The following is a 13,152-nucleotide window of genomic DNA, read 5'->3' as shown; positions in this document are numbered from 1 at the left end:
TGAGCCGTCTTATCCCTTGACTTCCTGCCCCTTGATAAGCACAGCTCCCTTGACCACGATTCTCTCGCCTGAACGAAGCCCTTCGACAATCCGAGCCTGCTCTCCCGACGCACCGGCAACTTTGACTTCTCGTTTGACATACCGATCCGGGGCTTCCATCACGTAGACGAATTGTTTTCCGTCTGCTTCCAGAATTGCCTCACGCGGAATGGTCAGGATTTGAGCCGAATCCCCTACTTCGATGTGCAGGCGAGCAAACATTTCAGGCTTGAGTTTGTGTGCGTCATTGTTGACCCACGCGCGCAATTTGATCGTTCTCGTCGTCGGATCAACCACATCGCCGATCATGGCCACCGTGGCTGGAAAATCCATGCCCGCGTAAGCCTCGACGGTGACCTTGGCGAACTGGCCTTCCTTCACCAAAGAGAGGTCACGCTCGTAGAGATCCGCCACGACTTGAAGCATGTCCAGATCCGCTACGGTGAACAACACTTGACCGGGATCACCACCAACCGATTGCCCCGGCGTGACCGACCGCTCGACAACGGTCCCGGTCAGGGGACTTTTCATTTCAAATCGCGATGTGATCTGCTGCTTATCCAAGGGCTTATTCAATTCCTCTGCAGGAACCCTCAGTGACAGCAATCGTTCCTTTGCACGTCGGAACTCCGCCCGAGCCTTGACCAACTCGTTCTCAGCCTGCTTGAGATCTTTGAGCGGCATCGCCTTGTCTTCGTAGAGATCTTTGGCTAACCCATAGGCCCTCGTCGCATACTGGAGGTCGGAGTCCTCCTTCATATATTCCGAGTACGCTTGCGCGATATCGGGGCTGTCAACCACCAGCAAAACCGCTCCTGCTTTCACCCTGTCTCCCAAACGTGCCCGTACTTCGACCACACGGCCTTGCAGTGGCGACGAAATCCGGGAATACCGGTCCTCCCCATAGGCAATCTTGCCGGAAAGTGTCAGCGCCTGGTGGGATGGACTAAATTCGACGATCGCGGTCTCGATACGCGGTTGTGCCTCGGATTTGACCGCCCTGCTTTTTCCGACCGGCGGAGTTGCAGCGTCCGAATGAGCTGGTTGCTCTCCACGCCCGCAGGCCACGAGCGCGGACAACAGGACAACAAGGGTTACCCTTTCAATCCTTTCCTTCATGAAGCGAGCTCCTGCCCCACAGCGCTTTCGAGTTGAAACAAGTTGTGCTGATAGTTGAATAAGGCCTCGATATAATTCTGCTGAATCGTCCGCGATGTCCGGGCCGCATCAAGAAGATCAAGGATGGTCGCCCCTCCCCGTTCATAAGCCCGCTCAACAATGGTAAAGGTGGCCCGGGCATCTTCGAGCACACCTCCAATATAGGCTTCCACGAGCCTCCGGCTCTGCAGGAGATTGCGATACGCGACTTCCACCTCATTCTCAACTAAGATCATGGTTTTGTTCAAGTCGGCTTCCGCCGTCTGAGTGGCCACTTCGGCTTGCCGGATGCCCCCCTGATTCCGATTGAACAAGGGGAGCGGCAGTCCCATATTAAGGGCAAATTGCTGTTGATTATCTGGTCCCTGCGCCCCCTGAATCGCATAGCCTGCGCCGATCGTCACATCAGGAATCCGATAGGCTCTGGCTAGTTTCAAATCTGCCTCCCGTTGAGAGTAGGTAAACCGCTTTGCTCGGACATCCGGACGGGCGTCGAGGGCGGCGACCCGTAGTTTGGCGATATCGGGATCGATCCGGCGAAAATCCAAATCCGTCGTGAGTTCCAACGATGTTTTCGGTGTGAGTCGTAACAATTGTCGAAGATCTCCCTTGGCCGATTCCGCTTCCTGTAACGCACCGATGACTTGTGATTGAAAATCCACCATTTGCAACCGAATCCGGATGAGGTCGACTTCGGCAATGTAGCCCTTCTTAAAGCGAATCGTATTGACGTCAAGGATGCGTGAAAACCGGTCGCGATTCTCTTCGGCCAGGGCCAGGCGACGGAGGGCCAGCTGAATGCGATAATAGGTGTCTTTGACAGTAAAGCTGAGTTGACGAACCGCATCTTCGAAAGCTGCTTCCGCCGATTGCGTCCCATAACCGGCACTTTCGATGCGATACCCTCGTTTTCCGGCCAACTCAAATAGCTGTTGCGCTTGCATGAACAGCTGGCCGCTGTTGCTCGCCGTATGTCCTTGCGTATAGGCGCTGAGAGTTCCGATCGACATAACCGGGTTGGGAAAGAGCCGAGCCGTAATCTGTTGTCCCTTGGCATACTCGATTCCATATTTGGCGACCAGGACGTCCAGATTCTGACTCAAGAACAGACTCAGCGCTTCGTTGACGCTGAGTCGGAGAGTTCTCGAAGAACCTTGTTCGATCGTATCCGCCGACCCGTCTGCCCCAGAAAGCGGTGCCCCGAAAAAGACTGCGAGGAAGGCGAGAAGGTAAACCGCGCGCACCTGCCTATAAAAAGCCACAGACACCGAATGCCCCACGAAAGGACCAGAGCAGTGGTGGCGGTGTCCACACCTCACACCTAGGCCACCGAGCTTGAGATGAGTGGCATTATACAGTGAAAGCAAAAAGAGTGGAAGAAGCTCTTGAGAAACCACGACTTAGTGGATTTTGAGCTCTGTCCAAGCCCGGTCGTAGATTCGCATAGCTTTTCCGACATCGGTCATCCACTCCAAGCGTGGAATCAGGTCGGCCGGAGGATAGACGGCAGGGTTCTCACGCACCTGATTATTCACGAGTCGTCCTGCTTCACGATTCGAGGCAGCGAAGAGCAGTCGTTCCGAGGTCTGCGCCGCCACACGGGTGTCGATTAAGAAGTTAATGAATTGCATCGCCAATTCCTTCTTCTTCGACGATCTCAGTACCACAAGACAGTCGGCCCAAATCGTCCCCCCTTCTTTGGGCACCACATATCGGATCGACGGCCGCTCACGCATAGCCCGTGCGACCGGCCCCCCCCACCCGTGTGCGAGAATGACATCTCCTGAGGCTAAGAGCTGATCATAGTGTTCGCTTGCGTAGGTTTTCACGAGCGGCTTCTGGGCAATCAGTTTCTGCTTCGCTTCCTCGATGATCGCCGGATCCGTCACATTCATTGACTTGCCCATGGATCGGAAGACCGCGCCAAAGACCTCCCGCTGATCGTTTAACATACTGATCTTGCCCGCATAGCGCGGGTCCCAGAGGACAGCCCAACTGTCCGGCGGGGGTGTCACGGCAGCGGAATCGTATCCAATCCCGACCGTTCCCCAGAGATACGGCATGGCGTAACGATGCTCGGGGTCGAAGGCCAAACGTTGGAGATGTTCTTCAAGGAGAGCGCTGTTCGGTACGGCTTTCATATCGAGCTCAGCCAATAGTCCTTGTGCGATCATGATCGACACCATGAAATCGGACGGCACAGTGACGTCGTACCCGGTCGCGCCGCTTTGCAGTTTCGCCAACAATTCTTCGTTACTACTGAAGGTGTCGATCACGACCTTGACGCCATGTTGCCGTTCAAATTCCGTGATGAGCTCGGGACTCACGTAGTCCGACCAGGTAAAGTAGTGCAACGTGCCATTGCCCGGCTGAGACCCTCGCTGGCAACCGAACCCGATTGCGATACTGCAGAGGACCAGACTCAGAACGATCGCCCCGTACACTCTCATGGCCACGCCGATCGTCACCGCCGCTGAAGGAGAAGTGAGATAGACACAAGCCCCATCGACAGCAGCACCATCAGGGCAGACAGGGCGTTGATTTCCGGCGAAACGCCGGACTTGATCATCGAATACACTTTCAAAGGAAGTGTCGTCGCCCCGGGACCTGCGACAAAAAAGGTTACGATAAAGTCGTCGAGTGACACGGTAAAGGCCAGCAAGACGGCTCCGAGGATGGCAGGCCGTAGCAGAGGAAGGGTGATCAGGCGAAAGATCTCCCATGGCGACGCCCCCAAGTCAGCCGCCGCTTCCTCCAGGCACGGGTCGAGCTTTCGCAACTTCGCTCGCACGAGTACGATAACGACAGGGAGGTTGAAGGTTGTATGCCCCAGTATCACCGTCGTCAGACCCAGCGGCATCCCGATCATGACAAACAGCAGCAGTAAGGACACTCCCATCATCACTTCGGGAATGACAAGCGGCAACAGGAACAACCCTCCCAGGATCTGTCGGGGGCGGCGCGCCAGCCGCTCTAGTCCCATGGCAGCAGGAATACCCAGCACCGTTGCCACCGCCGTCGATGCCACGGCCACGAGCAAGCTGTTTTGCACGGCGGCGTGAAGCGCGCCGTTTTCAGCCAGTTGGCTATACCAGTGCCATGAAAATCCCTGCCAGGTCGCGGCCAATCGGGACGCATTGAAGGAAAACACCAACAGCACGAGGATGGGCAGGTATAAAAACCCGACATTGAAGATGGCAACCAACGGCAACCACGATTCCCGATGTTTCACGGCTCAACTTCCCTGCGAGACCTTGTGGACTCAACGAAGAAATAGGCGATAACAGCCGCGATGACGACGATCAGGAGAATCAAGGAAATGGCCGACCCTAGTGGCCAATCCCGCGCGACCAAATATTCATGTTGTATCAGATTGCCGACCATCATATTGCGCGCACCACCCAACAGGTCGGGTGTGATGAAGGCGCCAAGAGAAGGGATGAATACCAAGAGGCATCCAGCGATGATGCCAGGTTTCGCGAGCGGAACGATGACTCGCCGGAACACGGACCACTGATTCGCATAGAGATCCTTGGCTGCCTCGACCAAGGCTGGATCCAACCGTTCGAGCGTCGCATAGAGCGGGAGCACCATGAACGGGAGGTAGCCGTACACCAGACCGATGAGAACCGCTTTGTCGGTGTAGAGTAGATCGAGTGGGGTCGTGATCACCCCAAGGCCGAGCAAAAGGGTGTTCAACAGGCCCTCAGTTCGCAGGATGAACATCCAGGCATAGGTGCGGACGAGAAAGTTTGTCCAAAAGGGAATCATGATCAACATAAGCCAGACAGCCTGCCAGCGTGGAGACAGTCTGGCGATGTAATAGGCCAGCGGAAAACCCATCACCAAACAGATCACGGTTGTCAGGAAGGCAAGGACGAGGGATTGGCCGAAGATGCGTGTATAGACCACGTGCCACAAATCACGATAGTTCTCAAGATTGAACTGCCAGATCACCCCGCCGTATGTTCCTCGCGTGGCAAAACTGATCACGCCGACCACGATCAGAGGGATAAACAGGAACGCAACCGACCAAAGGATCCCCGGGGTGAGTAGCCAATACGTCGTCCGATGACTCGACACAGGATGGCCCATGTCTTCAAGCGATCCCGTGCTGCCGGCTAGCCGGGTCATAACAGCAGCACCAATCCGTCCTCAGCGCGCCAGTGGACGAAAAGATTCGTCCCAACCGGCCATACCTTTTGCCCGCCGGACAGGCAGGACACCTGGACCGTCCATTGCACCGACCCGGAGAGTCGAATCGTGTACTGTAATTCACTCCCGAGATAGAGCACCTTTTCGACGCGACCCTGGAGACGATTATCAGACGCTGGAGCCTCGATTGCCGCCGAGAGGTGCAGACGTTCTGGCCTCACCATGAACGCCACGGGTTTGTGAGGTTCCATATCCCCCGTGACACGCACGCGGATGTTTTGACCTTCTTCTAGATCATGCGACTGAAACAGCCCTGTTCCTCCATCATTGCCGACTAACACCCCGCGCAATTCATTTGAGCTCCCCACAAACTGGGCGATAAAACGGTTCGCCGGCGCGTCATATATCTCTTCCGGAGTCCCGACCTGCAACACCTGCCCTTGGTGCATCACTGCAAGGCGGTCGGAGAGGGCCAACGCTTCTTTCTGATGATGCGTCACGCAAACAAAAGTAATACCGACTCGTTTCTGAATGGCCTTTAACTCCACCTGCATGTCCTGGCGCAATTGATGATCCAAGGCCGAAAGCGGTTCGTCCAGGAGGAGCACGGCGGGCTGATTGATCAACGCACGGGCGATGGCCACCCGTTGTTGCTCGCCGCCCGATAATTCTGCCGGAAGCCGCGCTTCTTTCCCCGTCAGTTTCACCATGTCTAAGACTGCACGAATACGACAATGAATCTCGCCGACCGCCATTCCTTGCATCTTCGGACCGAACGCCACGTTTTCTCCCACGCTCAAATGAGGAAATAGTGCGTAAGATTGAAACACCAGATTGACGGGACGACGGTGGGGCGGAATTCCGTGGATCGATCGTCCTTCTATTCGAATCACTCCCTCGTCGGGCGGCTCGAACCCCGCAATCATGCGGAGGACGGACGTTTTGCCGGCTCCGCTAGGGCCCAGGATTGAAAAGAATTCTCCCCGGTCGATGGCGAACGAAACGTGATCCACGGCGAGGACACCGTTGTGCCGTTTGACGAGCGAGATGAGCTCCAGGATAGGATCGGCCAACGGAACCTACTCCGGCAGGAGGGAACAGCGTGCTATCTGATTGCTAATGGCGGAAATCACTGCGAGGATACGCTCACCAGGAAAGTCAGGAATCTAGGCCGACCTTGGAATCTGCATCGCGCAAGTGTTTGCGTGCGCGGACCTGCGCGTGATGCTTCCGTAGCAGTTGCTGCCTGATGGCTTCACGATCTTCAGCAACGATACGGACCAAGCGATCCATGTCTTCGGCATGTTCGCGGACCAGTTGGGACAGTTTTTGCATTTGTGCTTCCAGGTGCTCCAACCGCCAGGCAAGATCCTTTGCTCCATTCGACGAGGGTTTGCTGACCTTCGCCAACGATGTCACCACAACATCCCGTTTCATAATACGCTCCTCAGTTCGCGTTCGGCCCACTCATGACATCCGACTACCGGGTAGTATCAACTTGCATCAGCTGGATGTCAACGATTTGACTTTCTTTCTATTTCCAAGGGGTCCTGATACAATTCGCCGCGATGGACAATATTTTCACCATGATCCTCTCTGGCGGAAAAGGCGAACGCCTCCAGCCGCTCACCGAACATCGGGCGAAACCTGCCGTTCCGTTCGGCGGGAAATATCGGATCATCGACTTTACCCTCAGCAATTGCCTGAATTCCGGCCTCCGTAAGGTGGCTGTATTGATCCAATACAAATCGCACTCCCTCGACCGCCATATACGGTCCGGCTGGCATGTCTTGAGCCCGGAACTGGGGGAATACATCGCGTCCGTGCCGCCGCAACAGCGCATCAGCGAGGACTGGTACCGTGGTACCGCCGATGCGGTGTACCAAAATCTCTTCCTCCTAGACGCCGAGCAGGCAGAATATCTGTTGGTGCTCGCCGGCGACCACATCTATAAGATGAATTATATGGAGATGTACCACTGGCTGGTGGCGAAAGAGGCCGACGCCGTCGTCGGCGCCATTGATATTCCGATCGCGGAGGCATCACGCTTTGGGATCATGAGCGTGGATGAAGACTTTCGAATCACACAGTTTGAGGAGAAACCCGTTCAACCGACTCCGATCCCGAACGATCCTGCTCACGCCTTCGGTTCCATGGGGATTTACTTGTTTCGCACGAAGGTCCTCCGCGAGCATCTCTTGGCGGATGCCCAAGCCGGTACCGCCCATGACTTCGGGAAAAACATCATCCCAAACATGATCAAGAGCGGACGTGTCTATGCGTTTAAGTTTCATGATGCCAACAAGAAAGCCGTTCAATACTGGCGTGACATCGGAACTCTGGATGCCTACTGGGAAGCCAATATGGATTTGGTTGCGGTCGATCCTTTGTTCAACCTGTACGACCAGCAGTGGCCGATCCGCACCTACCAAGGCCAGTTTCCGCCGGCCAAATTCGTGTTTGCACAAGATTTTCAAGGCGGCCGTATGGGGGTGGCACTGGACTCGATCGTCTGCGGCGGCTGCATCGTCGCGGGTGGCCGCGTCCAGAACTCCGTCTTGTCGCCTAACGTTCGTGTCCTGGATCATGCCGACGTGCGGGAATCAATCGTGATGGAGAACGTGATCATCAGCGAATCCTGCCGGATCAAGCGCGCCATCATTGACAAAGACGTCGTGATCCCGCCGCATACGGAAATCGGATACAATCGGGACGCCGATGCCCAACGGTTTACCGTGACCGAATCCGGCCTCGTGGTTATTTCAAAGGGAATGAAACTGCATGCCCCCCTCGATTCATCCGGTTGACCTGATTGCAGCCCTTCGCCAGAAACACCTCACTCCAGCGATCGTGTTCCTGACATCCCGGCGTGCCTGCGATGAAGCCATGCAGGCGTTCGATCACAACCAGGCCTTACTGCCTCCTGTCAGGCAGCAGGCGATCGCCACGGTGCTCGAGGAAGTGATCGCGGAATACCCGAGCGTTGCAGATCATCCTTTGATTCCGACTGTACGACGCACCGGAGTGGCCGCCCATCATGCCGGCCATCTGCCTTCATGGAAAATCGCCGTCGAGGAACTAATGCGTCACGGCTGTCTGGATGCGGTTTTCGCCACGACCACGCTCGCGGCTGGCGTCGATTTTCCTGCCCGTACCGTCATCATCACTCAATCCAGCATTCGCAAGTCGCGTGATTTCACCGACCTCACCATCGCCGAGATCCAGCAGATTGCAGGACGTGCCGGCCGTCGCGGGAAAGACCTCGTTGGGTTCGCAATCGTCACACCATCACCTTACATTGATCTGGGCATCCTCACCAAAGGATTGACCGGCCAGCCTGAAGCCATCAACAGCCAGTTCATCATCACCTATCCGATGGTGCTCAATCTCCTGAAGGCCCATCCGCTTGACCAGATCCAACCGATCCTCGCGAAGAGCTTTGCGCAGTTTCAGCTCAATCAACGGGCCGAGACCCTGGAACAAAAACTGGACGATCTCCATCAGAAGATGGAACCGTATGGCCCGCGCGTCTGCACGGACTGGATCACGCAATGGCAGCTCTTCGACCAATTCAGACGGCATAAATCGCATCGCAGCCCGGTCCGGCGTCACGAACCGCCCGACGTCGTCGCGCGCTTCCACTTTCTCACCCCAGGACGTGTCGTCGGGCTGTCACGCGGCCGGGGGGTCGTCCTTCGGCAGTATCGAAGCAAAGGCCAGAAAAGTCCCATGATCACGGTTCTCCGGCCGGGCGGTGGGATTACGGAATGTCCCGCGTCGACGGTCACGGAAGTCATCGACCGTGTGTTTGACTGCCATGAAGCGCCGGTGTATCCCTGGTGTACGCCGGACAGTCTCGAGACCCTTACTCATCAACTGAGCGATCTACCCACCAGGCTTCCGCCGCTTCCGATTCTTGTGCCGAAAGAAGATGAACCGATGCCGGACGCGCTGGCCCACACCTTCGGCGATTTTCCTTGCCCCGCTTGTCCGTCTCGTTCGGCCTGTCAGAAAGACCATGCCGTCGCGTTGAAGCTGCGCCAGGAACTGCACCGCAATACAAAGTCGATTCAAGCCTTGCGCACGAGTCTCTGGCACCGATTTCAAGAGCGTATCGACGTCCTGCAGCGGTTTGGTTACCTGACGGTGACCGCTCATTTAACCGATGTAGGTGAATGGGCCCGTCTCATCCGTATCGATCACTCGCTGCTCATTACCGAGTTGATCCGTGCTGAGGCTTTCACCGGCGCCGATCCGGCCATCCTCGCCGGTATCATGTCCAGCATCGCGCACGATGACGATCGGCCCGGTGCCTTTCCCCGTATCAGCAGCGGGTTGGCTTCACTTCTTGGTCAAGTCCGCAAGCTGGCCGAGTCCCTGGCCCCGCACGAAGACCCGCCGCTCCTACGCGCCGACATCGCAGCCATCACGGAACGGTGGATTGGAGATCCGACACTGACGTGGATTGGCCTCTGCAAGAGCACGACGATGGCGGAAGGGGACATCTATCGCCTACTCGCGCGCACATTGGAATTTCTCTCGCAACTCCATACGCTCAAAGCCACACATCCTGCGCTCGCTGACACGGCTTCTCGGGCGATTGCAGTGCTACGGCGCGGCGTTTTGGAGGAATTGCCATGAACAAGCACCTAGCGATCAGCTCTCAGCTGACGGCTGAATGCCGACTGCTGAAGGCTAAGACATGACCAGCGACGAACTCGAGAAACTGCTCGCCCAGCAACCTGTGGCCCTCTTGCATCGCCTCGCTCGGGGCCGGATACACAGGCATTTCCGGGCCGGTAAGCGGCGCTTGATTGAGCTCCTGCTTCGTCATTCTGCTGAGAATCGCGCCGGATTCGAATCCGATGTCCTCGCCCTCGTCGGCGAACGACAGGCTCGTTCCGACACGCCGATGCAATCCGCTCCAACTCGACAGTCTTCCTCTCTCCACCATTCGCACCGTCGTCCGACACAAAAACCGAGCGAACCTGAATCGCATGAACCGGCTGTCTCGCTCGCCACCTGGCTGGAGGGAATCGGAGTCCCGCCGCCGCACCCGTTCATTCCGGATGCGTGGCAGGACGAGGCTCTGATCAAACTCATGGAAGGCGATGTGATCGTCAGCGTCCCGACTGGAAGCGGAAAAACTTATGTGGCTGTGGAAGCGGCCCGCCGGGCGATGGCCGAGAATCGGACTGTCATCTACACGTCACCGCTCAAAGCCTTGTCGAATACGAAATTTACGGAATTCTCCCGCATCTTCGGTCAGGACCAGGTCGGCATCTTGACCGGCGATCGGCGCGACAACGGACAAGCCCCGCTCCTGATCATGACGACAGAAATATTGAGGAATCTGCTCTATGATGCCGCAGGCGGAGAAATCGACGTGCGATTGGACACATTAGGGCTGGTGATCATGGATGAATCACAATACCTGGCAGACCCGGAACGCGGCGTGGTCTGGGAAGAGACCATCATTTTCTGCCCCGCCCAGGCCAAACTCCTGCTGTTGTCCGCCTCGATTGGGAACCCGCACGACCTTGCGGAATGGCTGACTTCGATCCGGCTACAACCTTGTCATCTCGTGCGACACAGTAAACGGACCGTGCCCCTGCGCGCAGGCTATCTCCATCCGAACGGCAAGCTGACACCGCTGTTCCGCACGGTCGGCATCCCTCACGGTCATCCGAACAACCTGCATCCGGAAGCCAAACGACTCTTCGCCCAGTACGAAGACGATACCTTGCCAGGCCGCTCCCGCTGATTTGAAACGATGGGGCGAACTGCATTATCAGGCCTGCAGGATGTTCAAAAAGACCGACCAGCAAGGCCACAGCGAGCGATGAGGCGAGGCGTACTCCTTGCCGTACGTGGAGCCTCTGAGCGATGCGAGAACGCAGCTGGCGGGCTTTTTCAGGATCCTGTTAGAAGGTGTAATCCAGGCCGAAAAAGATTCCCTGGCGAGTATTCTGGAACTTGGTCAGGCCCCCATTAATAGAACTTGACGTCCCATCCGCGTTAAAAAATGTAACATTCCCGTTCGTCACTTGCGTCCACCAGTAGCGGTATCCCACGTGAGCGGACAAACCCTTGGTCACCATAAATCTCGCCGAACCTTCCAGATTCGTCCCGACACCGGACCCGGTCATTTCAATGCTGGGGTCCTGGGCGAGATCGGATCTCAAGTGATGGATATCTTTGTTGTTCAATGAGGCATAGGGAATGAACACTGCCTGCCCGTCGATACTGAATCGCCGTGTGATCCGAAATTCGCTCTGCGCGCCAAGTCTGAGTGAATTCCATGTCTGCGTGTTTGTGATCACAGTGGTTCCATAATTCGACGGTGAACCTGGGTTACAGACTACGCCCTGGCCTGCTTGCGTGCAGACGACTTGCGTCAGGCCGTTCGCCTCATGCTTTTCCCGCCGATATTGATATCCGATGAAAACATCGAACGTGCCTCGGCGACCGGGGAAGTACGCCAAGGTGAATCCGAGATCGCTGTTGACATACCACACACTGTCTCCCGAGATATTGCTGTGTGTGCTTGAGGAAGGTTGCCCACCATCTGCGGCAAGATAATCATTGTCGGTAAGGCGGCCGCCTCCGATGCCGCCATAACCCCCATTGACCCTAACGAAAACCCGATTCGGAAATCTTGCCTGACCCGTAAAATCGATAATATTGGTTCCTACATCCTTGTACGTCAGCTGTGAGGTCGGATTGCTGAACGGTGCCTGCGAACTATTAAAGGCCCACTTAGTCGTCCCCTCCGTGAACCATCCCGCCGCCCCGATTCGATACTGAATACTGGGACGGTCGCCCGAGTCTGCACCTTGGCAAAGGCCAGGTCCGAGAACCGTCGCCAAACCGACGGCACAAAGCAGCGATCGCCCCGGACCGACGAACTTCCGCAGGCCGCTCATCTCCTCGCCCCACCGCGCTGAATAATGACCGTGTCAAAACACCGATCAGCCGACTCCGGCATCACACGCTTACATGCCGCACGAATGTCCTCCTCTGCAACATAGCGTTGGAGATAGACGGATAACCAGACCAGCCATGTTCCCAGCACGAAGACGAGGATTGTTCCCACCACCCACTGCACCAACAGTATCGTCCGCGGCGACCATGTAGTCGAATGCTCACGGACCTCGTTGTCCTTCTGGACCACTTGCAAGGATTGCATCGACATGGTTGCCTCCCTTGACAGAGCTTGACCTCCGTCCATCCTACTCAAGACGAGCCCTTCTGAAAATTCTTATATCCTTTTCGACCATCCCTCCACTGGGCTCTCTCTTGACCAAGCCCGTCCACGCCCTGTATAACCGCTGCCTGCTCTCGTCACAACCAGTGCTGAGTCCTGGGTGCTGAGTTCTGAGATCAAGGTGACTGTTGGGCCTCGTCTCAAAGCTGCCTGTCGTTTACTTCACTCAGCACCCAGCACTCATACATCAGCACTTTTTCAGTAGGCGCCCGTAGCTCAATGGATAGAGCACCAGACTACGGATCTGGGGGTTACAGGTTCAAGTCCTGTCGGGCGCACCACTAAATCAACAGCTTGCACATTTTCCTCCACTAGACCTTCCTGCTTGGTTAAGGTTTTGGTTAAGGTTCCAGATGTGGTTTTGTTCTCACTTCCGAACAAACTCCCTCGGTTCACCCCGTCCTTGAGGTGGTTCGGAGCGAGGTGGGCATACCGAAGCGTGGTCTCAATGTCCCGGTGACCCATGATCTCCTTCACAGTCACGAGATCGACGCCGGCCATCACCCGCCGGCTTGCGGCTGTGTGGCGGAGTG

The 13,152-nt window shown here is 56.3% G+C and carries 12 protein-coding genes and 1 tRNA gene; 4 read left to right on the top strand and 9 right to left on the bottom strand.

Annotated elements, in window-relative coordinates; translation table 11 throughout:
- Positions 1-9: 9 nt before the first annotated feature.
- The 7 genes from VEI50_00935 to VEI50_00905 form a co-directional block, all read right to left on the bottom strand.
- Positions 10-1,158, bottom strand: a complete 1,149-nt coding sequence (locus VEI50_00935; protein HXX73675.1) for an efflux RND transporter periplasmic adaptor subunit — start codon at positions 1,156-1,158, stop codon at positions 10-12.
- Positions 1,155-2,477 (bottom strand): TolC family protein, encoded by a 1,323-nt coding sequence (locus tag VEI50_00930; GenBank protein HXX73674.1) that lies wholly within the window; start codon positions 2,475-2,477, stop codon positions 1,155-1,157. Before VEI50_00930 ends, VEI50_00935 begins: the two co-directional genes overlap by 4 nt.
- Positions 2,478-2,597: 120 nt before the next feature.
- Positions 2,598-3,647, bottom strand: a complete 1,050-nt coding sequence (locus VEI50_00925) for a spermidine/putrescine ABC transporter substrate-binding protein (GenBank protein ID HXX73673.1) — start codon at positions 3,645-3,647, stop codon at positions 2,598-2,600.
- A gap of 14 nt (positions 3,648-3,661) precedes the next feature.
- A complete protein-coding gene (locus tag VEI50_00920) occupies positions 3,662-4,429 on the bottom strand; it encodes an ABC transporter permease (protein ID HXX73672.1) in 768 nt (255 codons plus the stop codon).
- A complete protein-coding gene (locus VEI50_00915) occupies positions 4,426-5,331 on the bottom strand; it encodes an ABC transporter permease (protein ID HXX73671.1) in 906 nt (301 codons plus the stop codon). Before VEI50_00915 ends, VEI50_00920 begins: the two co-directional genes overlap by 4 nt.
- The gene (locus VEI50_00910) at positions 5,328-6,425 is read right to left on the bottom strand and encodes an ABC transporter ATP-binding protein (protein HXX73670.1); all 1,098 of its coding nucleotides are present in this window, start codon (positions 6,423-6,425) and stop codon (positions 5,328-5,330) included. The genes VEI50_00915 and VEI50_00910 overlap by 4 nt, the downstream gene beginning before the upstream one ends.
- An 85-nt stretch (positions 6,426-6,510) precedes the next feature.
- A complete protein-coding gene (locus VEI50_00905) occupies positions 6,511-6,789 on the bottom strand; it encodes a hypothetical protein (protein ID HXX73669.1) in 279 nt (92 codons plus the stop codon).
- Between the two features lie 131 nt (positions 6,790-6,920).
- Between VEI50_00905 and glgC the strand changes: the two genes are divergently transcribed.
- From glgC to VEI50_00890, 3 genes are all read left to right on the top strand, one after another.
- Positions 6,921-8,159 carry a glucose-1-phosphate adenylyltransferase gene (gene glgC, locus VEI50_00900; GenBank protein HXX73668.1) on the top strand — a complete coding sequence of 413 codons (1,239 nt, stop codon included), beginning with the start codon at positions 6,921-6,923 and terminating at the stop codon, positions 8,157-8,159.
- Positions 8,134-9,993, top strand: coding sequence for a helicase-related protein (locus tag VEI50_00895; GenBank protein HXX73667.1), 1,860 nt, complete (start codon positions 8,134-8,136; stop codon positions 9,991-9,993). Before glgC ends, VEI50_00895 begins: the two co-directional genes overlap by 26 nt.
- Positions 9,994-10,054: 61 nt before the next feature.
- Complete coding sequence (locus VEI50_00890) at positions 10,055-11,116, top strand: DEAD/DEAH box helicase (protein ID HXX73666.1); 1,062 nt, start codon at positions 10,055-10,057, stop codon at positions 11,114-11,116.
- A gap of 160 nt (positions 11,117-11,276) precedes the next feature.
- On the opposite strand, the gene VEI50_00885 is transcribed toward VEI50_00890, so the two are convergent.
- Both VEI50_00885 and VEI50_00880 read right to left on the bottom strand, forming a co-directional pair.
- Positions 11,277-12,278, bottom strand: coding sequence for a hypothetical protein (locus VEI50_00885; protein HXX73665.1), 1,002 nt, complete (start codon positions 12,276-12,278; stop codon positions 11,277-11,279).
- Positions 12,275-12,547: a hypothetical protein gene (locus tag VEI50_00880; protein HXX73664.1), complete on the bottom strand. Its 273-nt coding sequence runs from the start codon at positions 12,545-12,547 to the stop codon at positions 12,275-12,277. The genes VEI50_00885 and VEI50_00880 overlap by 4 nt, the downstream gene beginning before the upstream one ends.
- Before the next feature lie 277 nt (positions 12,548-12,824).
- Between VEI50_00880 and VEI50_00875 the strand changes: the two genes are divergently transcribed.
- A tRNA-Arg gene (locus VEI50_00875) sits at positions 12,825-12,900 on the top strand.
- The last annotated feature ends 252 nt before the right edge of the window (positions 12,901-13,152 follow it).

Source organism: Nitrospiraceae bacterium (assembly GCA_035623075.1).
Taxonomy (GTDB): domain Bacteria; phylum Nitrospirota; class Nitrospiria; order Nitrospirales; family Nitrospiraceae; genus DASPUC01.
This window is presented reverse-complemented; position numbering and strand designations above follow the sequence as displayed.